Raw genomic sequence first — 23795 nt, forward strand, 5'->3', positions numbered from 1 at the left:
TCGGGGCCTATATGAATCAGGGCCAGATCTGCATGTCCACCGAACGCATCGTCGTCATGGATCAGGTCGCGGATGCCTTTGTCGAAAAGCTGGCGGAAAAGGCCCGGTCGCTTGTCGCCGGAGACCCGGCTGCGGGTCAGACCCCGCTTGGCTCGGTGGTCGATCACGGCGCGGCGAAACGGCTGGGCGAACTGGTCGCCGACGCGACCGACAAGGGCGCGACCCTCGCCGCAGGCGGGCGCATCGAGGGCACGATCATGGACGCAACCTTGCTGGACAAGGTGACGCCCGCGATGCGGCTTTATGCCGAAGAATCCTTTGGCCCGGTCGTGACGGTCGTGCGCGCCGCATCCGAGGATGAGGCGATCAGGATTGCCAATGATACCGAATATGGGCTGTCGGCGGCGGTCTTCGGCGGCGACGTCACCCGCGCCCTCGCGGTCGCCCGCCGGATCGAAAGCGGCATCTGCCATGTGAACGGCCCGACCGTGCATGATGAGGCGCAGATGCCCTTTGGCGGCGTGAAAGCCTCGGGCTACGGGCGCTTTGGCGGCAAATGGGGCATTGATGAGTTCACCGAGCTGCGTTGGATCACGGTTCAGGACGGCTCGATCCATTATCCGATCTGATGCAGAAACATTCTTCGGGATAGGGCTGCCCCCAAAAGTGAGACGACGGCAAGTTAAGAGTTTCACCCACAAAGGCACAATTTACCTTTACCGATCACCCGTTTTGCCTCTGCCTATATTGGAACAGGCCAAAAAACCTGCTTGGCTGAACCATAGGCGGGAACCGCCCCACTGACACATGACTGACCCTATCCTTGAACATCAACCCTGACTTCGCCTTAGAGAATGCCCGTGAACTTTTGGGCACCATCACCTTTTAACAGCACTGCGGCCATTACATGTCCCACTCTGGAATCTCTATTGCAGCGTCAACAGCAGCGCCAAAGCTTCCCTAGAGAGAATAACCATATCCTCTAAGAGCCGTCCAACAAACGCACCATAGCATAAAACATCATAACAAAATGCAAACTCACGGCGCTCGAAAAAATAATCGCTTGAGATATTTTCCCAACGTTTATCCAACGTGAGCGAAACCCTGGACTAAAACTTGGCCTATTTGAGCGAGTTGGACAACGTGATCTGCGGTGGTGCTTCTCTGGTTGCACAACGCCAACTTTTAACCACCTACGCAACATGAGGATCGTCTTGATGAACTCATCATAACGCGTGATCACTCAGTAACAGCCAATCACGCGACACACCCGCCGGTTACTCATCGCGTGACCCGTTACCAAATACGCACACCTATCGTTTGCCAATGGACGTTGCTACTTTTTCTAAGTAGATATTTTCAACGCCGTATTGTCAAGCATCTAAACGGTCAACAGTTACTCTAGAGTCAGGGCTCACAACCAATGGATGACGGTCGCGGCGAGGGCGCAGGCCGAGAGGGACAGGATCGGGCATCGGTCGTATCGGGTTGCGATGCGGCGCCAGTCCTTCAGATGGGCGAACATATTCTCGATCTTGTGGCCCTGTCGGTAGAGGTCGGCGTCGTGCGAGATCGGGTCTTTCCTGCCGTTCCGGGACGGAATACACGGCGAAATCTCCATGTCGATCAGCGCCTTGCGGAACTAGTCGGCATCATAGCCCCGGTCTGCAAGCAGTGCCGCAGCCCGAGGAGTGGAGGACAGAAGTGCCCGCGCGCCGATGTAGTCCGAGGTCTGGCCGGCCGAGGAACATCCGGATCGGGCGGCCCTTCGCATCAGCCAGGACGTGCAGTTTCGAGTTCAGCCTACCCTTCGTGCGCCCGATCAGCCGTCCGCCCCCCTTTGAACCACGAGGCTCGACGCCGGCCGGTGCGCCTTCGCATGGGTCGCGTCGATTATCACGACCTCCGCCTCCTGCGCCTGTGCGGCCAGTTCGGTCATGATGGTGGCGAACACGCCCATCCGGCTCCACCGCTTCCAGCGGTTGTAGAGCATCTTCGGCGGGCTATAGGCCAAAAGCGCGTGCTTCCACATCAACCCATTGCGTTGGATGAAGATTATCCCGCTCAGCACCCGCCGGTCATCGACCCGAGGCTTGCCGCGGGACTTTGGGAAGAACGGCCGCAGCCGCTCCATCTGCTCGTCCGTCAACCAGTAAAGCTCGCTCATCATCCCTCCCACAGTTGCGAGCTTGAACCATCCCGCCTCTCCCCGCTCAAGCAGATTTATGGGTCCTGATCCTAGGTGGATCATTCCCCTCTTTGAGCCCCCCGGACACTTAGGTTCGCCGACACCCATACCACCATATTTGGTCGATCACTTATATATGATCGCATCACTGACGCCCCGCTTACGGCGTAGATCGGTAACTGAACCATCTGCCCCATCCTATTTTCAGGATGCTTGTGATTTGGCATTCGGCAAATCTATCGCACTTCATATCTGCTTTTTCAATTGACCCAAAATCTATTTCATACCAAATTAGACCGAGACCAATGTCAACCAACCAACACCCAAAAGAAAACAATATCCATACAGCATATTGTCATTAAGTGGCATGCTATCACTCCCATATTATAAAATCCATCAGACCAAAAACCCATACGAATTCTGATGCCCTGATCCGCTGTATCATAGACGATAGCGACGGCTTCGCGAAAACTGATGACATCATATGCCGTGACCCGCGTTCCTTTGGTGAACGAGTGCCTTTCTGTATCTGTGGCAGCCCATCGCTACGAATCGCCAAAGGCAGGCTGAACAACCAACAGCAACAGGGAAATTAATAACATATCCCACCTGCGCATATCCATTTCCGACCCCACAGCCAACTCACTTGTATATCTTTAATATTCAGAAAAAATATTTCTACCAAAACAATCTTAGCACTTGAAAACTTACCTGTCTGCATCGCTCTTGCCCCGCGCCACCGGATCGGGCAAACCTTCGCCACAACACCGAGGGGGAAGCCGGCATGTCGCACGGAAATCACCACGGCCATAGCCACGGCCCGCATGACCACGGCGGCCACAGCCACGCCATACCGCAAAGCGATACCGCGATTATCTGGGCCATCGCGGTCAATCTGATCCTGACCGTGGCACAGGTCGCTGGCGGGTTTTGGGCCGATTCCACCGCGCTGATCGCGGACGGGGTGCATAACCTGTCCGATGCGGGGGCGCTGATCCTTGCCTTTGGCGCCCGCCACCTTGCCCGCCGCCCGGCGACGCCCGCCTATTCCTTTGGCTGGGGCCGGGCCGAAATCATCGCGGCTTTTGTCAATTATATCAGCCTGATCCTGATTTCGGTCTGGCTGGTAGTCGAGGCCCTGACCCGCCTGAACAACCCGCCCGAAGTCGCAGGCGGCCTTGTCATGGGCCTTGCTGCACTGGCGCTGGTGATTGATCTGGTCACGGCGGCGCTGGTGTTCCGGGTGGCGCAGGAAAGCAGCAATATGCGGGCAGCCTTTCTGCATAACCTTGCCGATGCGGGGGTTTCAGTTGCAGTTATCATCGGCGGCGGGCTGATTTGGGCCTTTGGCTGGCATATGGCCGACCCGATCATCACCATTGGCATTTCAGCGGTCATTATCTGGCATGTTATGCAGGAAATCGGCCCGGTCTGGCGCAACATGATGCTGGCCGCCCCCCTGCATCTGGACCATGATGCGATCCGCGCCGAGATTCTTGCGCTGCCCGGCGTCACCGACCTGCACCACCTGCACCTGTGGCAGATCGACGAGCGCCGGGCTTCGGCACAAATGCACCTTGTTCTCTATGATCTGGCCGACGGCCCGGAGCTTTTGGTGCAGACCAAGCTGATTCTGGCCCGGCATGGCATCGACCATTCCACCATCCAGCTTGAATCAGACACGCATGGCTGCGCCGACAAGGCAGATCACACGCACTGAAAAGCCGCCTGCAATCCAATGCAGGCGGCGTTGTTCTTGCCCGAACATCCGTCAGATTGCGGGTGAATGGCCCTTGGCTTCCATGTCATAGGCGTCAAACATCCGCGCGATCATCCGGGTCAGCGGGCGTGCGGGTTCCGGGATGCGCAGACCATCCGCGTCGGCCTGAACCATCTCGCCAAAGCGTTCCACGACTGGCGCATAAAGCCCCGCCAACTGCTCTGCCGTCATGCCATAATCAGCAATCATTTCGGCATTCTGCACCTGAAAATCACACATCAGCGCCTCGATAATCCGCGCCCGCCAGCGGTCCTCGTCCGAGAACACATGCCCGCGCGTGGTCGAGAAATGCCCATCCCGCACCTTGCCGACATGGGCGCCAGTCGCGGGGGCGTTCTGCGCATAACCCTGCGGAAAGCGCGAGATGGACGAGGCGCCAAGCCCCACCAGCGCCACCGCCTGATCGTCGGTATAACCCTGAAAGTTCCGCCGCAGTCGCCCGGCTTTTTGCGCCACCGCCAGCCCGTCACCGGGCAGCGCGAAATGGTCGATGCCGATGGCGTCATAACCCGCATCAAGGAACAGCCGCTCGGCCACATTGAACAGGGCCAGACGGCTTTGCGGGTCGGGCAGCGCCTCGCCGGGGATCATCACCTGGCGCTTGGCCATCCAAGGCACATGCGCATAGCCGTAAAGCGCCACACGATCAGGGCGCAGGCTCAGCAGTTTCTCGACCGAGGCACTGATTCGTTCCGGTGTCTGATAGGGCAGGCCAAACAGGATGTCGGCATTCAGGCTGGCCACACCACGCGCGCGAATCATATCAGCGGCGGCGCGGGTGATCTCAAAGCTTTGGTCGCGGCCAATGACCTTTTGGATCTCGGGGTCGAAATCCTGAACGCCGATGCTGGCGCGGGTCAGCCCTGCATCTGCCAACGCATCCATGCGGGCATCGTCGATCTCGTTCGGGTCAATCTCGACGCTGAACTCGCCGCCATCCGCCAGCGGGAAAGCATCGAAAACCGCGCCCGCCACCTCGCGCATCAGATCCGGCGGCAGCATCGTCGGCGTGCCGCCGCCCCAATGCAGGCGCGACAGCGTAACCCCCGATGCCATATGGGATTTTAGCAACGCAATCTCGTCCAGCAGGGTCCGCGCATAGGCCCGCACCGGCTCATCGCTTTGGGTGCCTTGCGTGCGGCAGGCACAGAACCAGCACAATCTGCGGCAAAACGGCACATGCAGATAAAGCGAGATCGACCCGCCCGCCGGGATGGCGTGGACCCAATCCAGAAATTGCCCTTCGCCAACAACAGGTTTGAACTGCGTGGCGGGCGGATAAGACGTGTAGCGCGGCACACGGGCATCAAACAGCCCAAGCCGCATGAGTTGCGATTCATGCTTCATGCGCGTATCTATGCGGACAAACGCGCGAGATCACCTTGACACAAATCAACCCATATGAAGGCCAGCAACATGCTGTGCGGATCGGTGCCGAACCTTGCGCCGACTGCCCGGTGCGGTTCCGTGCGGTCTGCTCGGGCTGCGGCAAGGATGATCTGGACCGGCTGGAGGCCGCCAAGTTCACCCGCAGCTTTCAGGCCGGGCAGGTCATCGTCTGGGCTGGCGACCGGCTGGACTTCGTTGCCTCTATTCTGTCCGGCGCGGCCAGCATGACGCAAACGCTGGAGGACGGGCGCACGCAGATCGTCGGCCTGCTGCTGCCATCGGATTTCCTTGGCCGTCCGGGCCGGGACCGCACCCCCTACACCGTAACGGCCGTCAGCGACATTACCCTGTGCTGCTTCCGCCGCCGCCCGTTCGAATCGCTGCTGAGCGGCACCCCCGCGCTTGGCGGGCGGTTGCTGCAAATGACGCTGGACGAACTGGACGCCGCACGGGAATGGATGCTGATTCTTGGCCGCAAATCCGCGCGGGAAAAGATCGCCTCATTCCTCGCCATTCTTGCCCGGCGCGAAGCTGCCCGCCGCCGCACCACCCGGCTGGACGGGATCGAAATTGACTTGCCGCTGACCCGCGAAGCTATGGCCGATTATCTGGGCCTGACGCTGGAAACCGTCAGCCGCCAGATGTCTGGCCTGAAACGCGACGGGCTGATCACCCTGACCGGGCTGCGCCATGTCATTATTCCCGACTATGGCCTGCTGGTGGCCGAAGGCGGCGATGACGCCGACGGCGGCCCGCTGAGCTGACCGCCGCGCTTTCCTACGGGCAGATGCCTCCGGCGGGGATATTTTTTGACAAAAGATTAGGCGCGTTAACCCGATCTTAAGGGATGCTGCGCTATGGATGATTCGTGAACCATGCCATCTTTTGTCCCCAAATATCCCCGCCGGAGGCAGCCGAGATCAAAAACCAGACCACCGTCCGATCAATGCAGCGCCAGCACCGTTGCAACCTGCAAATTGCCAAAGCCATTAAAGCGGGTGTTGGTCGCCATGGAATAGGCACCGGCACCGTGGAACAGGATGTAATCCCCCTCGGCCAGATCACCAGGCAGCGGAATTTCTCCCGGCAGGCGGTCCACCGAATCGCAGGTCGGGCCAAAGATCACCCGCGGGACGGCTTCGCCCTGACGCGGGCGGCCCTGCGGGTCCAGCACCTCGATGCGGGACAGATTGCCAACCAGCGGGATTTCCGACAGAGCGCCATAAACGCCATCGTTCAGGAAGATGTTTTCCCCATCGCGCAGCCCTTTAATGCGGGCAATCAGCGTGAAAGCGTCGGCACAAAGGCCCCGGCCCGGTTCGCAGACCAGCGCGGGGGCGTCGGCACCAAAGACCTCGGTCGTGGTGGTGCCGATCAGGGCAAAGATGGCTTCCAGATCGGGTTCAACCTCGGTCACACGATGCGAGGGGAAGCCGCCGCCGACGTTCAGCCGTTCCGCCCGCAGGCCCGCCATGTCGCAGATGTCGCGGGCGGTGCGGATATAGGTTTCCCACGCGGCCGGATCGACGCATTGCGTGCCGGGGTGAAAGGTCAGCGAGGGCCGATAGCCCGCCTTGGCCACCCGTGCCAGCAGTTCCGCCGCCAGTTCCGGCGCGGCCCCGAACTTTGACCCGAAATCATAGATCGCCCCCATCACCGGCAGCTTGAAGCGCGGCGAAATCTCGGACCCTTCGGGGATCGCGCCGATCAGCTTGTCCAGCTCGGAATGACTGTCCACGGAATAGCTGGTGACGCCCGCCGCCGCGGCATGGGCGATTTCCTCGGCCCCGCGCACGGGGTTGTGGTAATGCCGCGCGGCTGCGGGTGCGATGCGCCCGATCAGGTCGATTTCTGCGGGTGAGGCCACATCAAACCCCGTGACCCCGGCGGCGATGAGGCTCTGGATCAGCGCCGCATCCGGGTTCGACTTGACGGCATAGGTCACAAGCCCCGGAAAGCCGTCGATGAACCGCCGCGCCGTTTCCTGCAACACGGTCGGCGCAAAGGCGATGACCGGATCAAGGGGGGCCATTTCGGCCACGATCTCGGCGGGGTTCTTCCAGACGGTTCGGGTTTGTCCCATGCGCGTGTCCTTTATGCATACGGGGATAGGAACGAGAATGCGGCATATGGGTTCCATTTTCACCGATGGAAATGGTGGATTTATGACAAACTATCGTTATTATGACGATAACTTCGTTATATCGGGGAAATCATGGACGATCTGGACCGCGCCATCGTCAGCCTGCTGTCTCAGGACGCGCGATTGTCGCTGGCGGTGCTGTCGCGGCGGCTGAAGGTCGCACGCTCGACCCTGCAAGCCCGGCTGGAACGGTTGGAAAGTAACGGCACCATTGCCGGCTATACCCTGCGGCTGGGACCGGGCGGGCGGGCGGTGCAAATCCGCGCCTCGGTGCTGCTGTCGATCGAGCCACGCGCCCTTGCGCCGCTTTTGTCCCGCCTGCGCGCCATCCCAGAGGTCGAACGGGTGAACACCACATCCGGCCGCGTCGATCTGCTGGTGCTGGTGCGGGCGCCCTCGACCGAATTGCTGGATGCGGCGCTGGACCAGATCGGCAATATCCCCGGCGTGAAGTCCAGCGAAAGCCTGATCCACCTGTCCACAAGGCTGGACCGTTCGACCGAATCCTAGCGACTATGCGTGATTTCTGCTATCAAAGGGCCAGCGAAAGGAACATTCCATGGCCCAAGGCACCCCCTTCTGGTATGAGCTGAACACCACGGACCCCGATCAGGCGGGTGCCTTTTATGCCCGCGTTCTGGATTGGCAGGTGATCAATGCGGGAATGCCCGGCTTCGATTACCGGCTGGCGCAGTCGGGCGACGTTCCGGTTGCAGGGCTGGCCCCGACCAGCGACATGCCGCATTGGTTGATCTGCTTTGCCGTGGATGATTGCGCGGCCACCTGCCGGGCGATGCAGGCGGATGGCGCAAAGCTGTTGGCCGGGCCGGATGAGGTTCCCGGCACCGGGTATTATACCGTTCTGGCTGATCCACAGGGCGCATATTTTGGCCTTTTGCAACCCGACCTGTCCGCCATGACCCCCGAGGAGATCGCGGAATCCGGCAGCGCTTTTGACCCGCAAACGCCGGGGCATGGTCATTGGCATGAACTGATGTCCAGCGACCCCGCCGCCGGACTGGCCTTTTACGCCAAGCACTTTGGCTGGACCAAGGGCGCGGCGCTGGATATGGGCGAGATGGGCCTTTATCAGCTTTTCCGCCATGATGGTGCGGATATTGGCGGCCTCATGGGGCTGGCCGGTGCGCCCGGTTCTTATTGGTTGCCCTATTTCGGTGTGACGAACATCAACGCCGCCGCCACGCGGATCGCTGAGGCCGGTGGCAAGATCCAGCTTGCCCCGCGCGAGGTGCCGGGCGGCGCCTGGATCACCATTGCCCAAGACCCGCAGGGCGCATGGTTTGCCATCATCGGCCCGCAGATGGGCTAACGGCGCTTGGCCTTGCCCTGCGCTTGGGGTAAATCGGCGGCAAGCCAAAAGGATGCCGCTATGACCATGGATAAAAGTTTCGACGCCACCAGTGCCGAGGCCCGCATCAGTGCCGCGTGGGAACGCACCAATGCCTTTGCCGCCGGGGCCAATGCCAAACGCGCCGAAACCTTCACCGTGATGATCCCGCCGCCGAACGTCACCGGCAGCCTGCATATCGGCCACGCGCTGAACAACACCTTACAGGATATTCTGGTGCGCTGGCACCGGATGCGGGGGTTCGATACGTTGTGGCAGCCGGGTCAGGACCATGCGGGCATCGCCACGCAGATGGTCGTGGAACGCCAGATGGCCGAACGGGGCGAGCCGAACCGCCGCGACATCGGACGCGAGGCGTTTCTGGAAAAAGTCTGGTCGTGGAAACAGGAATCCGGCGGCACGATCATCAACCAGTTGAAACGGCTGGGGGCATCCTGCGACTGGTCACGCAATGCGTTCACCATGTCCGGCGCACCCGGCGCGCCCGAGGGCGAAGGTGGCAATTTCCACGACGCCGTGATCCGGGTCTTTGTCGATCTGTATAACAAAGGCATCATCTATCGCGGCAAGCGGCTGGTGAACTGGGACCCGCATTTTGAAACCGCCATTTCCGATCTCGAGGTCGAAAACCGCGAGACCCCCGGCCACATGTGGCACTTCAAATACCCGCTGGCGGGCGGCGAAACCTATGAATATGTCGAGCGCGACGCGGATGGTAACGTCACCCTGCGCGAAACCCGCGACTATATCAGCATCGCCACCACCCGCCCCGAAACCATGCTGGGCGATGGCGCGGTGGCCGTTCACCCGGGTGATGCGCGCTATGCGCCGATTGTCGGTAAGCTGGTGGAAATTCCTGTCGGTCCCAAGGAACACCGCCGCCTGATCCCGATCATTACCGATGAATACCCGGACCCCGATTTCGGCTCGGGCGCGGTCAAGATCACCGGGGCGCATGATTTCAACGACTATGCCGTGGCGATCCGCAACAAGATTCCGCTTTATGCGCTGCTGGATACCAAGGGCGCGATGCGCAGCGACGGGCTGTCCTATGCCGAAAGCGCAGCGATTGCGTCCCGCGCGGCGCAGGGCGAGGACGTGGGCGATGTCTCGACCGTGAACCTTGTCCCCGAGGATCTGCGCGGGCTGGATCGCTATGAGGCACGCCAGCGGGTGATCGACCAGATCAACGCAGACAAGCTGGCCGTCACCTATCTGCACAAGGACATCGACAAGGAAACCGGTGCCGAGCATCTGGAACGCCGCCCGCTGGTCGATGCGAAACCGATCATGCAGCCCTTTGGCGACCGCTCGGGCGTGGTGATCGAGCCGATGCTGACCGATCAGTGGTTCGTCGATACGCAACGCATCGTCGGCCCGGCGCTGGAGGCCGTCCGCGACGGCCGCACCGAGATTCTGCCGGAGCAGCACAAAAAGGTGTATTTCAACTGGCTGGAAAATATCGAGCCGTGGACGATTTCCCGCCAGCTTTGGTGGGGCCATCAGATCCCGGTCTGGTATGGGCTGGACCTGCGCATCGACAGCTTCACCGATGACGAGGGCGACGGCGCGCTGGATGAGGTGGAACTGTTCGGTCTGCTGGCTGATGGTATCGTCCATACCGGCGAACGCCAGCATTGCGCAGCCAGTTTCGACGATGTGACGCAGCTTTTCCGCGACGATAACGCCAGCCTGCCGCAACCCCTGGAAATCAGCCGCATCATCGAGGTTGCCGACCGCGACGAGGCCATCGAGACGCTGGCCCGTGCGCTGGCCGATTACAACCTGTCGCAAGACCCGACGCATCTGGTCTATCCCGTCTGGCGCGACCCGGATGTGCTGGATACCTGGTTTTCGTCGGGCCTCTGGCCGCTGGGAACGCTGGGTTGGCCGAATAATACGCCGGAACTACAACGCTATTTCCCGACCGATGTTCTGGTCACGGGCTTCGACATTATCTTCTTCTGGGTCGCCCGGATGATGATGATGCAGCTTGAGGTGGCGGGCGACGTGCCGTTCCGCACGGTTTACGTTCACGGGCTGGTGCGCGACGAAAAAGGCGCGAAAATGTCGAAATCCAAGGGGAACGTGATTGATCCCCTGACCCTGATCGACGATTTCGGGGCCGACGCGCTGCGCTTTACCCTGGCCAGCATGGCCGCCATGGGCCGCGACCCGAAACTGGGGCCGAAGCATGTCGAGGGCAACCGGAACTTCGTCACGAAAATCTGGAACGCCACCCGCTTTGCCGAGATGAACGGCGTGCGCGGCGGCGGCGCGCGGCCCAATCCGCAGCATACCGTGAACCGCTGGATCATTGGCGAGGTCGCACGGATTCGCATGGCAACAGATGAGGCGCTGGCCACCTATCGGTTCAACGACGCGGCGACGGGGCTATATGCCTTTGTCTGGGGCAAGGTCTGCGATTGGTATGTCGAGTTTGCCAAGCCCTTGTTTGACGGCAATTATGCCGATGAGACCCGCGCCACGATGGGCTGGGTGCTGGATCAGTGCTACACCCTGCTGCACCCGATCATGCCGTTCGTGACCGAGGAACTCTGGTCCCTGACCGGCGACCGTGCGGGGATGCTGGTTCATGGCAACTGGCCGGAATACGGTGCGGAATTGATTAACGCCGACGCGGACCGGGAAATGAACTGGGTCATCACGCTGATTGAATCGGTGCGCTCGGCCCGTGCGCAGATGGGCGTTCCGGCGGGCGCAAAACTGGACCTGATCGTGACCGAGGCAGACGCAGCGGCGCGACAGGCGCTTGCCGCCAATGCCCCGCTGATCGAACGGCTGGCCCGCGTGAACACCCCCGTCGATGGCACGGCGGGCAAGGGCATGATTGCAGTTGCCGCCTCGGGCGCGTCCTTTGCCCTGCCCATCGGTGAGGTGATCGACGTGGCTGCGGAAACCGCGCGGCTGGAAAAAGCTGCGGCCAAGGCGGAAAAAGACGCAGGCGGCTTGCGCGGGCGACTGTCGAACCCGCGCTTTGTCGAAAACGCCGATGCCGAGGTAATCGAGGAAACACAGGCCAAGCTGACCGCGCTGGACGAGGACATCGCCCGACTGCGGGCGGCCTTGGCGCAACTGGCGGCGATGTAAGAAAGGGGGCTTGCGCCCCCTTTGCCTCCGGCGGGGATATTTGGGGACAAAAGATACGGCCATCTTTTGTCCATAAATATCCTGGGGGGAGTCCGAAGGACGGGGGGCAAAGCCCCCCTGCCCCGGTTCAGTTCAGACGATTGCCGGTTTCTGCATCGAACAGATGGATCGCCTCATGCGGGGCGTCGAGGCGCAGCACTTCGCTTGTCGCCACATCTGACGGCAGGGTGACGGTCAGCAATTCACCACCGACCCGGCCATGCACCAGCTTTTGCGCACCGAGTTCCTCAACCGCTTCGACCCGCAGCTCGATCTGGCCGGTCGGCGTGATATGCAGATCTTCGGGTCGGATGCCGATTTGTCCGGCATGAGCACTGCCGGGCAGGTGCGGCACGGCACTGGCGGGGATCAGGTTCATTGCCGGGCTGCCGATAAAACCGGCGACAAAGGCAGATGCCGGGCGGCGATAGACCTCCAGCGGTGTGCCGATCTGTTCGACCCGGCCAGCCGACAGCACCACCAGCCGGTCGGCCAGTGTCATCGCCTCTAACTGATCGTGGGTGACATAGATCGAGGTCGTGCCAAGCCGCTTTTGCAGCGCCTTGATCTCCAGCCGCATGGTCACGCGCAGCTTGGCGTCGAGGTTGGACAGCGGCTCATCGAACAGAAAGGCTGCCGGCTCGCGCACAATGGCGCGGCCCATGGCGACGCGCTGGCGCTGGCCGCCGGACAGGGCGCGGGGCTTGCGATCAAGGAATGGCCCGATTTGCAGGATGGCGGCGGCTTCATCAACGCGGCGGTCAATCTCGGCCTTGGGGGTGCGGCGGTTTTTCAGACCATAGGCAAGATTCTGGCGCACCGTCATATGCGGGTAAAGCGCATAGTTCTGGAACACCATCGCAATGTCGCGGTCGGCGGGTTCCACCTCGTTCACCACGCGCCCGCCGATGCTGACCGTGCCTTCGGTGATGCTTTCCAGCCCGGCAATCATCCGCAGCAGCGTCGATTTCCCACAACCCGAGGGACCAACCAGCACGATGAACTCGCCATCCGCGATGTCGATATTCACATCGCCAATCGCCCGCGTGCCGCCGGGATAGACCTTGCCTACGCTATCAATGGTAATCTGCGCCATTATTTCTCAGTCTCCACAAGGCCCTTGACGAACAGCCGCTGCATGAAAATCACCACCAGCAGCGGCGGCAGCATGGCCAGGACGGCGGTCGCCATGACCAGATGCCATTGCGGCAGCCCATCCACGGCAGCAGCCATGCGCTTGATACCCGCAACGATGGTGTAATATTTCGGATCGGTGGTAATCAGCAGCGGCCACAGATACTGGTTCCAGCCATAGATAAACATGATGACGAACAGCGCCGCGATATTGGTGCGCGACAGCGGCATCAGAATGTCCCAGAAGAACTTCATCGGGCCTGCGCCGTCGATGCGGGCGGCCTCGGTCAGTTCGTCCGGCATGGTCAGAAAGACCTGCCGGAACAGGAAGGTCGCGGTGGCGCTGGCAATCAGCGGAATGGCCAGCCCGGCATAGCTGTTCAGCATCCCCAAATCGGCCACCACCTTAAAGGTCGGCATGATCCGCACCTCGACCGGCAGCATCAGGGTAACGAAGATGCACCAGAATGCGAACATCCGGAAGGGAAAGCGGAAATAGACGATGGCAAAAGCCGACAGGATCGAAATGGCGATCTTGCCGAAGGCGATGGCCAGCGCCATGAACAGGCTGTTCAGCATCATCGGCCCGACGGGCGGGGTGCCGCTGGTGGACAGGCCGCCGTCCAGCATCCGGCTGTAATTCTCGACCAGATGCGGGCCGGGCCACATCGGCACGGTGCCGGACATGAAGCTGGTGCCGGTATGGGTCGAGGCGACCAGCGCCACCCAGACCGGCAGCGCCACGATGGCCACGCCAAAAATCAGCACCAGATGCGCCAGAAATTGCAGCAGGGGGCGATGTTCGACCATCAGTAAGCCACCTTTTTCTCGATCCAGCGGAATTGCGCCACGGTCAGAGCAATGACAATCAGCATCAGGATCACCGATTGCGCGGCGCTGGACCCCAGATTGTTGCCGATCACGCCGTCATACCAGACCTTGTAAACCATGATATTCGTTGCCTGCGCCGGGCCGCCCTGCGTGGTGGCGTCGATCACGCCAAAGGTTTCAAACATCGCATAGACGATATTCACCACCATCAGGAAGAACGTCGTGGGCGACAGCAGCGGCAGGGTAATGGTGAAGAACCGCTTGACCGGCCCCGCCCCATCGATGGCCGCAGCCTCGCGCAGCGCGGCGGGAATGGATTGCAGACCGGCGACGAAGAACAGGAAGTTATAGCTGATCCGGCTCCATGCGCTTGCAATGACCACCAGCGTCATGGCGTCACCTTTGTCGCTGATGTGGTTCCAGTCATAGCCGACCGAACGCAGGATATAGGGCAGAATCCCCACGGTCGGGTTAAAGATGAACCACCACATGATCCCCGCCACCGCTGGCGCGACCGCATAGGGCCAGACCAGCAGCGTGGTATAACCGCGCGCGGTGCGGATCATCCGATCCACCGCCAGCGCCATCAGCAGGGCAAAACTCATCGACAGCAGCGTGACCAGCACCGCGAAAATTGCCGTCACCTTGATCGAGTTCAGATATTCAGGACTGCGCAGCAGCGCCCAATAATTGTCCAGCCCAACGAATGTCACCCGCAGGCCAAAGGCATCCTGTTGCAGAAAACTTTGCCAGATCGCCTGCCCGGCCGGCCACAGAAAGAATACCGCCGTAATGGCAAGCTGCGGGAACAGCAGCAGCCATGGCAAAAGCTGGTTGTTAAAGGTGATGCGTTTCATGGCGTGCTTTCGGCAGAGGCGTCAGGGCAGCGTGAGAGGTTCAACGGCAAAGCCGGGCCGCTGTAATCACGCGGCCCGGCCCTTGTCAATTCAGCGACTTATTTGTTCTGCGCTTCGAACTCGGTGATCAACTTGTTGCCGCGTTCCACAACGCCATCCAGCGCGCCTTGCGCGTCCTTGGAACCGGACAGCATCGCCTCGAACTCTTCGTCGATGATGTTGCGGATCTGGACATAGTTGCCGAAACGCAGGCCCTTGGAATTGGCGGTCGGCTCGTTCAGCGTGATCTGACGCAGACCGGTATCGGCGCCGGGGTTTTCAGCAAAGAACGGGGCCTGCGCCTCGGCGGCCGCCTGCGTGATCGGCAGATAGCCCGAGAAGGACGCCCAATCCGCCTGCACCTCGGGCGAGGACAGATATTCGAAGAACTTGGCCGCACCGGCATATTCCTCGGCCGGACGACCTTGCAGCACCCACAGGGTCGCGCCGCCAATGATGCTGTTCTGAGGCGCACCCTCGACATCATCATAATAGGGCAGCATCCCGAAGCCGACCTCGAAATCCTTGGCGTTGGCCAGAACACCCGCGCGGCTGGCGGACGAGTTCATAATCATCGCACATTCCTGCGAATAGAACAGCGGGGGCGCGTTGTCGCCGCCCACCGGGCCGCCATATTTGAACACGCCTTCGTCAGCCCAACGCTTCAGGTTGCCCCAATGCTTGACCTGCACCGGACCGTTCACGGTCAGCCGGGCACCAAGCCCGCCAAAGCCGTTTTCCTCGGTGCCAATCGGCTGGTTGTGCCAGGCGCTGAAGTTCTCGGTCTGAATCCACGACACCCAGCCGGTGGTGAAACCACAGCTTGCCGCACCGGATTCCTTGATCTTCTTGCTGAACTCCTCCATTTCGGCCCAGGTTTTGGGCGGCGTGTTCGGGTCCAGTCCAGCTTTTTCAAAGACGTTCTTGTTGTAATACAGGATCGGGGTCGAGCTGTTGAACGGCATCGACAGCATGTTCCCGGCGGTGTCGGTGTAATAGCCCACAACAGCCGACAGATAGCCCTGCGGATCAAATGCCACGCCCTGTTCCTGCATCAGTTCGTAAACCGGCTTGATCGCGCCCTTGGCGGCCATCATAGTGCCGGTGCCGACCTCGAACACCTGCACGATGGCAGGCTGCTGATTGGCGCGGAAAGCGGCAATCGCGGCGGTCATGGTTTCCGGGTAAGTGCCTTTGAACGTCGGGACGATGTTATATTCGTCCTGGCTTTCATTGAAGCCCTTGGTGATTTCTTCCAGCTTGGCGCCAAGCTCGCCACCCATGGCGTGCCACCACTGGATGTCGGTCTTGGCCTGCGCGGCCGTCAGCGAAGCGATCAGCGCAATGGCCGAGGTCGCGAAAAAGCGGGTCATATCTGTCCTCCCATCGGGGTTGGAATTGCCGGGCAGGTCTGACCCGGCAATGCAACAATTCCGCGACAGTATTGTGACAGTTTTATGACAAATCAACCCCGCTTTTAGTGGCTGTTTTCGCTGGCTTTTCCCGGCATCACCAATGCCAGAACAGGCGAAATCACGAATTGCGCCAGCGGGATCAGGATTATCCCCAGAATCAGACCGAAGATCCCGTCAAAAAACGCCGTGACCGCCCAATTCACCAGCCCCGGAGCCGAAGGCACCGCATGGGCCGCGGCTTCGGCCATGTCGTGAATCCACTGATAGGGCTGGTGCATCCCCAGCTCATGCAGCCCGTGAATGACGATATTGCCGCCAACCCAGATCATCGCAGCGGTGCCAACCACGGTCAGCACTTTCATAAACCCCGGCATCACATGCACGATCCCGCGCCCCAGCGCCGCCGTCGGGCCGGTTTCGCGCCGCGCCAGATGCAGGCCGAAATCATCCGCTTTGACGATCAGCGCGACGAACCCATAGACGGCAACCGTGATCGCCACCGCAACCACAAACAGGATCAGCGCCTTCATCCACAGCGAATCATTGGTCGGGATAGTGGCCAGCGCGATGGTCATAATCTCGGCTGACAGGATGAAATCGGTCTTGATCGCGCCCTTGACGCGGGCTTCCTCTAGGCTGACCTCATCACCGACCACCTGCAAATGCGGGCCGTCATCGTGATGCGGAACCAGCGCATGATAGACTTTTTCCGCGCCCTCAAAGCACAGATAGGCCCCGCCCAGCATCAGCAGCGGCGAAATGATCCAAGGCGCAAAAGCCGACAGCAGCAGCGCCACCGGCAACAGAATGACGATCTTGTTGAACAGCGAGCCTCGGGCGATTTTCAGGACGATCGGCACCTCTCGCGCGGCGGAAAACCCATGCACATATTTCGGCGTCACCGCGGCATCGTCGATCACCGCCCCGGCCGCCTTGGCCCCGGCCTTGGCCGCCTGCCCCGCCACATCGTCAATCGAGGCCGCCGCCACTTTGGCGATCCCCGCCACGTCATCCAACAGCGCCAGCAAACCGCTCATGCTCTGATCTCCTTGAATTGGAACGCAGGGAAACGCGAAACCCGCGCTTTTGTTCCCAAGGCCCGCGCAGATAACGGATCGGTCCCGCCTCGCCTATCCCCAAACCTATGACGCCACGTCACATCCCCATAACGCCGTCGCAATGCAAAACTGAACCGTGTGGGGCAAGACGCCCCGGCAAACCATCAGGGAGGAAATGATGGGCGCTTTTGATTACAAGGATTATACCACCGCCGAGGCCGCCGATCTGGCCGCCCTGTCGCATCAGCTTGCAATCTATTCCGCGACCAAAAGTTTCGCGGGCATCCCGACCGGCGAGGCACTGGAGGGGCTGCAAAAGCTGATCGGTGAAGGCACGCTGACCGGCTCGCCCATTGATATGTCGCTGCCCGCCACATGGTCCGAGATCGACCCGCTGTCCCTCGGCATCCCCGCCGCCCATATCGACCGTGACGGCTATGTGATGATGGAAAGCCCGATCTATGGCTTTGCCCAGTCCGGCCCGCAACTGCTGCTGCTGGAAGAGCGCGACGCGGCGGGCAATGTGGTGCGTCTGTCGGTATCCTTTACCGCCACCAATTCGCTGTTGGACGTGTTGGACTATACGCAGCTTAACACCGGCGAGATGGCCGAATCCATGATCCCGGTGCTGGAGGCGCTGCGCGATTATGCGCAATCGCTGGGCCTGACCGGGGATGACGTGCTGGTGACGGGTTACAGCCTTGGCGCGGGTTACGCCAATATCATGGCGCGTTTCGCAGATACACTGGCGGATGGGTTCTTCGCGGATGCGGATTATGTCGCCCATGCCGTTCCGGTGATCTATGACGACCCCGACCGGGTACTGAACATCGGCTATGAAAACGACGTGGTTCACCGCGCGGCGGGCGATCATGCCACCATTGCCGAGGCAATCGCTGCCGCCGATCCGTTCCTGTCCAACCCGGACACGAATTACGCCACCAGCACCGACAATCTCGTGATCTTTGACGGTTCCTACAGCGTGGCGGCGATCAGTCTTGCGGTCGATTCGCTGCTGAACATTGCCGGGTCGTGGTGGGCGCATATCGGCGGCGTCGCAACCGATGCCATCCGCCGCATCGGCGATTCCCGCTTTTATGAGTTCACCGAGCGCGACAGCGTGATGATTGTGTCGAACCTTGGCGCGGATCTGCGCTGGAACACATGGGTCGAGGACAAGGCCGCACCAACCTCGGATCATTTTGGCGCACCGGCCTTTATCATCGGCACGCAGTATAACGACCTGCTGGGCGACGGGCGCGGGAATGACTGGATCGACGCCGGCGCGGGCGATGACCGCATCCGCGTCAGCAGCGGCTATAACCGCGTGGACGGCGGCGAAGGTTATGACACCCTGCGCGTGCAGGGCCGCCCCGAGGATCACAGCGCCTATCGCCTCTCGGACGGCACGCTGGTGATCGTCGGCAAGGACGGCGTGACGCTGGCCGAGAATATCGAGGACATCGAATTCGCCTATCGCGGTTTCCTGGGGATTGAAACCGTGGCGGATTATTCTATCCATCACGACCGGCTGGAGGATGACCGCTGGAGCCTGTTCGAATGGCGCGATCACGACCTGCGCTTCGGCAAGGCGACCGAAGGCACCGGCGGCAATGACGTGCTGACCGGCAAGGTCGTGTTCGGCATGGCCGGTGATGATCTGATCCGAGGCACGGCGGGCGCGGACCTGCTGATCGGCGGCGAGGGCGCGGACACCATCCGCGGCGGCGCGGGCGCGGACCGCATCTATGGCGGCGAGCATGACGACTGGCTTTACGCTGAAAGCAATGGCGACCGGCTGAACGGCGGGCATGGCGATGATGTGTTCGTCTTTGTGCAGGGCCTGACCGGCAGCGTCGTGGTCGAGGACTTCAACGCCGCCGCTAATGAATCCGACCGCCTGCTGATCGAGGGGCTGAGTGACGCTGACGCCCTGCTGGCCAGCGCGCGACAGGACGGCAACGACGTGGTGCTGCGCCATGACGGGTTCACCCTGCGGCTGGAACATACCGATCTGGCGGATCTTTCGGCCTCGGATTTCCTGCTGGCCTGACGCTTTGGCCGCGCGGCACTGAAATTGCCGCGCGGCTTGCCTTGCGCCGCCCGCCCGAATCCGGCATCACTTCGCGGATAAGGGAAAGGGCTGTGCCATGGCGGATCTGGATCAAAACGCGAAACCGACCGAAGACATTGATCTGCGCGAGGTGTTCGGCCTCGACAGCGACATGAAGGTCAAGGGCTTTGCCGAGCGCACCGCCCGCGTCCCCGAGCTGGACCCGACCTATAAGTTCGATCCCGACACGACCTTGGCGATTCTGGCGGGTTTTGCCTATAATCGCCGGGTGATGATCCAGGGCTATCACGGCACCGGCAAATCAACCCATATCGAACAGGTGGCGGCACGGCTGAACTGGCCCTGCGTGCGGGTGAACCTTGACAGCCATGTGTCGCGCATCGACCTGATCGGCAAGGACGCAATCCGGCTGGTGGATGGCAAGCAAGTCACCGAGTTTCATGAGGGTATACTGCCGTGGGCGCTGCGCAACCCCACCGCGATCGTGTTCGACGAATACGACGCAGGCCGCGCCGATGTGATGTTCGTGATCCAGCGCGTGCTGGAGGCGGATGGCAAGCTGACCCTGCTGGATCAGAACGAAGTCATCACGCCCAACAAATATTTCCGCATGTTCGCTACCGCCAACACCGTCGGGCTTGGCGATACCACCGGCCTTTATCACGGCACCCAGCAGATCAACCAGGGCCAGATGGACCGCTGGTCGCTGGTCGCCACGCTGAACTATCTGTCGCATGATGCCGAAGTGAACATCGTGCTGTCCAAGGTCCCGCATTACAACACCGCGCAGGGCCGCGACCAGATTGCCCGCATGGTGACGGTGGCCGACCTGACCCGCACCGCTTTCATGCAGGGCGACCTGTCCACCGTCATGTCGCCGCGCACGGTCATCGCATGGGCGCAGAACGCGGAAATCTTCCGCAACATCGGCTATGCCTTCCGCCTGACCTTCCTGAACAAATGCGACGAGTTGGAACGCCAGACCGTCGCCGAGTTCTATCAACGCCTGTTCGACGAGGAACTGCCTGAAAGCGTGGTTGCCAAGGCGGGGTGACGCGCCGGGTTCTGCTTGAGCGTTCTGGTTTTGGCGGGGTGCGTGCCATACGCGCTTACGCCAGAAGCCGCCGAACGAACCGCCGCCTGAACAGACGGCGCAGGTCCATGACCGTGGCACGGTGCGGCAGTTGGCGGTATCGTCGCAAACATGACCGGCTGTCAGATGTAAATATGCCCAGGCACAGCCGTTCTTGCGCAAAAGCCCGTTCCGTGACAGCTTGTCTTCCAGCGCCCTCACCTGCTGAACCGTCATGCACCACGTTTCACGCGTCCTGATCGCCTTGCTGGCCACCACCCTGCTGACTACCGCCCCCGCCTTGGCCGAGCGGGTCCGCCTGAACATCATCGAGGCAGAACGCGCAGCCGAGACATTCACCAACGGCCGCAGCATCCTTGTGACGCTGGACCCGGAAAGCGCGTCCCTGCTCACCGAGGTGGCAAACAACAATATCGGCGGGCAGATTACCCTTTATCTGGATGGTGAAGTGATCCTTCAGCCGCATATCCAGACCCGCCTTGCGACCCCGGTGGACAGGTTCGAGATCAACGTCCTTTTTTCCGCAAACCCCAAACAGCTTGCCCAACGCCTGCGCGGCGCCGATGCCGTGCTTGAACTGGATGTGCCAGAGAAAGCCCCCCAATGAAGCACCTGCCCCTGCTGACCGCCCTTGCCCTTGCACCCGCCGCCGCCTTGGCGCAGGTGCCGGACATTTCGCAGGTGCTGTCTGCCGTGCAGGTGGAACTGGACGACACCTATATCGGGCAGGAACGCGCCGTTCTGGTGCAGGCCGATGATGCCGGGGCTGACCTGTATATCTTTGCGGGCGTGCCGGATGACCGCGCCGGGGAATTGATCCTGCATGTGCCGGATCTGGTGTTTTCGGGACAAATGGCCGGGCAGACGCCTTGGCTGGAACAGGCCGAAAACGGCAGCCTGCTGCTGCACGCCGAACAGATCGGCATTGGCCGCACATTTTGGGAACGCACCCTGACCATTGCGCAGCGTGACGGTGCGATCGTTGTTGCAGGCTCGACCTATTCATCATTGGACAGGCTCAGCGCCAGCACGATTGATTGCGGCTGGAACCTGCTGACTGGCAAATGGGTGCTGGACTGGTCCGACCAGAACCCCGACACCGGGGAAAGCCGCGACGGATCAGATTCCGGCGTGGACAAGCAGCACATCACGCTGGCCGAAATGGGCGGGCAGAACAACGACAGTCTGTTCAAACATTGCCAGCATAAAAACACACTGATGGACTGACGCCCTCCGCCACGGCGGAAGAACCGTCTTGCCCATAGGTGCTGCAAAAGCCACGAATCACCGTCATCTTGCAAGATTTCTGCGTAAAGCGGACAGATGCGCCCGCGCCGCTTCTGGACCCCGCCAGCGGAAAGGGGCATGGTGCCTTCTGACGATCTGACAGCGCGAATGACCCGATGAACAAATCCGACAACCCCGCCGATCCGTTCAAGAAGGCTCTGTCCGAGGCCACCCGCGCCATTGCCGGCGACCGCGAGTTGAACGTGACCTATACCGCCGATCCTTCGGGACTGGCGGGAGATACGATGCGCCTGCCACAGATCAGCCGCCGTCTGAGCGCCGACGAAATCCGGCTGGCGCGGGGAACAGCGGATGCGCTGGCCTTTCGGATGCGCCACCATGATGCCGGGACGCATGGCCGCTATCTGCCCGGCGGCGAAATCGCGCGTGAGCTTTACGAGGCGCTGGAAACCGCCCGCGTCGAGGCGATGGGTGGGCGCGAAATGCCCGGTGCCCTGACCAATATCGACGCAAGGATCGAGGCCGACGCACAGCGCAAGGGCTATGCACAGGTTCGCGCCGCATCCGAGGTGCCGCTGGCCGTCGCGGCGGGCTGGATGCTGCGCCAACTGGCCACCGGCCGCCCGTTGCCGCCAGCCGCGCAGCATATCGTGGACCTATGGGCGCCCTTCATTCAGGACAGGGCCGAGGCCACGCTGGAATCGCTGAAAGCCGCCACCGGCGATCAGGCTGCCTTTGCCCGGCTGGCCCGGCAGGCGATTGCCGACCTTGGCTATGGCGACCAGCTTGGCGACGATCCCGACGCCGATGCCAGCGATGAGGCCGACGAGGACAGCCAGCCCGAACCCGAGGCGGGCGACAACCAGTCCCGCGACGAGCAGGACAGCGAACAGTCCGAATCCAGCCCCGAACGCGCGCAGGAACAGACGCAGGACGAGCGGCAGGCTTCCGTCAGTCAGGACGACCTGTCCGAAGATGAAATGTCGGACGAGGGCGAAATGTCCGAAACCGATGAACCGCAAGAGCTGCCCCCGCCCATCAGCGAGGCCAGCGCCGATTACCGCGTCTTTACCACCGAGTTCGACGAGGAAATCAGCGCCGCCGATCTGGCCGACCCGGCAGAGCTGGAACGGCTGCGGGCCTATCTGGACAAGCAGCTTGACCCGCTGCGCGGCGCCGTCAGCCGCCTTGCCAACAAGCTGCAACGCCGCCTTCAGGCCCAGCAGAACCGCAGTTGGGAGTTCGACAAGGAAGAAGGCGTGCTGGACGCCGGACGCCTTGCCCGCGTGGTGGCGAACCCGACGACGCCGCTGTCGTTCAAGGTCGAAAAGGATACCGAGTTCCGCGACACCGTGGTGACGCTGCTGATCGACAATTCCGGCTCGATGCGCGGTCGCCCGATCAGCATTGCCGCGATCTGCGCCGACGTGCTGGCCCGCACGCTGGAACGGTGCAGCGTCAAGGTGGAGATCCTCGGTTTTACGACGCGGGCATGGAAGGGGGGCCAGTCGCGCGAAAAATGGCTGGCCGCACATCGCCCCGCCGCGCCCGGCCGCCTGAACGACCTGCGCCATATCGTCTATAAGCCCGCCGATGCGCCCTGGCGGCGGGTGCGCCCGAACCTTGGCCTGATGATGAAAGAGGGGCTGCTGAAAGAAAACATCGACGGCGAGGCGCTGGAATGGGCGCATCGCCGCATGGTCAAACGCAGCGAGGCGCGCAAGATCCTGATGGTCATTTCCGACGGTGCGCCGGTCGATGACAGCACCCTTTCGGTGAACCCGGCCAGCTTTCTGGAACGCCACCTGCGCGACGTGATCGCCATGATCGAGCGCCGCAAACAGGTCGAATTGCTGGCCATCGGCATCGGCCATGACGTGACCCGCTATTACCAGCGGGCGGTGACGATCACCGATGTGGAACAGCTTGGCGGGGCGATGACCGAGCAGCTTGCCGCCCTGTTCGACGCCGACCCGCGCAAACGCGCGCGCGTGCTTGGCATGGCGAATGTGAAACGCGCTGTCTGA

18 protein-coding genes and 1 pseudogene are annotated in these 23795 nt (G+C 61.4%); 11 read left to right on the top strand and 8 right to left on the bottom strand.

The features are described from left to right. The coding region (locus Q4G24_RS07980) for an aldehyde dehydrogenase family protein (RefSeq protein WP_303365990.1) at positions 1–629 on the top strand (629 nt) is incomplete at its 5' end. A gap of 785 nt (positions 630–1414) precedes the next feature. Here the strand turns inward: Q4G24_RS07980 and Q4G24_RS07985 are convergent. Beyond that, positions 1415–2167 (bottom strand): annotated as a pseudogene (locus Q4G24_RS07985) (IS5 family transposase). 805 nt (positions 2168–2972) lie between these two features. Here Q4G24_RS07985 and Q4G24_RS07990 point away from each other — a divergent pair. Next, entirely contained in the window at positions 2973–3908 is a 936-nt protein-coding gene (locus Q4G24_RS07990; RefSeq protein WP_303365991.1) for a cation diffusion facilitator family transporter, read from the top strand. A gap of 51 nt (positions 3909–3959) precedes the next feature. On the opposite strand, the gene hemN is transcribed toward Q4G24_RS07990, so the two are convergent. Then, positions 3960–5315, bottom strand: a complete 1356-nt coding sequence (hemN, locus tag Q4G24_RS07995; RefSeq protein WP_303365992.1) for an oxygen-independent coproporphyrinogen III oxidase — start codon at positions 5313–5315, stop codon at positions 3960–3962. Positions 5316–5350: 35 nt separating this feature from the next. Here hemN and fnrL point away from each other — a divergent pair, with 35 nt between their 5' ends. Then, positions 5351–6121, top strand: coding sequence for a transcriptional regulator FnrL (gene fnrL / locus Q4G24_RS08000; protein ID WP_303365993.1), 771 nt, complete (start codon positions 5351–5353; stop codon positions 6119–6121). A gap of 179 nt (positions 6122–6300) precedes the next feature. On the opposite strand, the gene Q4G24_RS08005 is transcribed toward fnrL, so the two are convergent. Beyond that, positions 6301–7440, bottom strand: a complete 1140-nt coding sequence (locus tag Q4G24_RS08005; protein WP_303365994.1) for a type III PLP-dependent enzyme — start codon at positions 7438–7440, stop codon at positions 6301–6303. 132 nt (positions 7441–7572) lie between these two features. Between Q4G24_RS08005 and Q4G24_RS08010 the strand changes: the two genes are divergently transcribed. The 3 genes from Q4G24_RS08010 to Q4G24_RS08020 are packed head-to-tail and all read left to right on the top strand — an operon-like array spanning position 7573 to position 11980. Continuing rightward, positions 7573–8010, top strand: a complete 438-nt coding sequence (locus tag Q4G24_RS08010) for an Lrp/AsnC family transcriptional regulator (RefSeq protein WP_303365995.1) — start codon at positions 7573–7575, stop codon at positions 8008–8010. Positions 8011–8059: 49 nt separating this feature from the next. Further along, a complete protein-coding gene (locus tag Q4G24_RS08015; protein WP_303365996.1) occupies positions 8060–8830 on the top strand; it encodes a VOC family protein in 771 nt (256 codons plus the stop codon). A 60-nt stretch (positions 8831–8890) separates the two neighbouring features. Further along, positions 8891–11980: a valine--tRNA ligase gene (locus Q4G24_RS08020; protein WP_303365997.1), complete on the top strand. Its 3090-nt coding sequence runs from the start codon at positions 8891–8893 to the stop codon at positions 11978–11980. 127 nt (positions 11981–12107) lie between these two features. On the opposite strand, the gene Q4G24_RS08025 is transcribed toward Q4G24_RS08020, so the two are convergent. The 5 genes from Q4G24_RS08025 to Q4G24_RS08045 all read right to left on the bottom strand — a co-directional run bounded on the left by Q4G24_RS08025 (position 12108) and on the right by Q4G24_RS08045 (position 17332). Then, positions 12108–13115 (bottom strand): sn-glycerol-3-phosphate import ATP-binding protein UgpC, encoded by a 1008-nt coding sequence (locus Q4G24_RS08025; RefSeq protein WP_303365998.1) that lies wholly within the window; start codon positions 13113–13115, stop codon positions 12108–12110. Continuing rightward, positions 13115–13963 carry a sn-glycerol-3-phosphate ABC transporter permease UgpE gene (gene ugpE, locus Q4G24_RS08030; RefSeq protein WP_303365999.1) on the bottom strand — a complete coding sequence of 283 codons (849 nt, stop codon included), beginning with the start codon at positions 13961–13963 and terminating at the stop codon, positions 13115–13117. The genes Q4G24_RS08025 and ugpE overlap by 1 nt, the downstream gene beginning before the upstream one ends. Beyond that, on the bottom strand, positions 13963–14841 hold the full coding sequence (gene ugpA, locus Q4G24_RS08035; RefSeq protein WP_303366000.1) for a sn-glycerol-3-phosphate ABC transporter permease UgpA: 879 nt from the start codon (positions 14839–14841) through the stop codon (positions 13963–13965). The genes ugpE and ugpA overlap by 1 nt, the downstream gene beginning before the upstream one ends. Positions 14842–14939: 98 nt before the next feature. Further along, on the bottom strand, positions 14940–16253 hold the full coding sequence (gene ugpB, locus Q4G24_RS08040; RefSeq protein ID WP_303366001.1) for a sn-glycerol-3-phosphate ABC transporter substrate-binding protein UgpB: 1314 nt from the start codon (positions 16251–16253) through the stop codon (positions 14940–14942). 104 nt (positions 16254–16357) lie between these two features. Then, positions 16358–17332: a DUF808 domain-containing protein gene (locus tag Q4G24_RS08045; RefSeq protein ID WP_303366002.1), complete on the bottom strand. Its 975-nt coding sequence runs from the start codon at positions 17330–17332 to the stop codon at positions 16358–16360. 196 nt (positions 17333–17528) lie between these two features. Here Q4G24_RS08045 and Q4G24_RS08050 point away from each other — a divergent pair, with 196 nt between their 5' ends. From Q4G24_RS08050 to cobT, 5 genes are all read left to right on the top strand, one after another. Further along, positions 17529–19406: a calcium-binding protein gene (locus Q4G24_RS08050; protein WP_303366003.1), complete on the top strand. Its 1878-nt coding sequence runs from the start codon at positions 17529–17531 to the stop codon at positions 19404–19406. A gap of 97 nt (positions 19407–19503) precedes the next feature. After that, the gene (cobS, locus tag Q4G24_RS08055; protein WP_303366004.1) at positions 19504–20481 is read left to right on the top strand and encodes a cobaltochelatase subunit CobS; all 978 of its coding nucleotides are present in this window, start codon (positions 19504–19506) and stop codon (positions 20479–20481) included. A 253-nt stretch (positions 20482–20734) separates the two neighbouring features. Further along, on the top strand, positions 20735–21127 hold the full coding sequence (locus tag Q4G24_RS08060; protein WP_303366005.1) for a hypothetical protein: 393 nt from the start codon (positions 20735–20737) through the stop codon (positions 21125–21127). Then, positions 21124–21747, top strand: coding sequence for a hypothetical protein (locus tag Q4G24_RS08065; RefSeq protein WP_303366006.1), 624 nt, complete (start codon positions 21124–21126; stop codon positions 21745–21747). Before Q4G24_RS08060 ends, Q4G24_RS08065 begins: the two co-directional genes overlap by 4 nt. 176 nt (positions 21748–21923) lie before the next feature. After that, positions 21924–23795, top strand: coding sequence for a cobaltochelatase subunit CobT (gene cobT, locus Q4G24_RS08070; RefSeq protein ID WP_303366007.1), 1872 nt, complete (start codon positions 21924–21926; stop codon positions 23793–23795).

The organism is Paracoccus sp. (in: a-proteobacteria) (assembly GCF_030538695.1).
Lineage (GTDB): Bacteria > Pseudomonadota > Alphaproteobacteria > Rhodobacterales > Rhodobacteraceae > Paracoccus.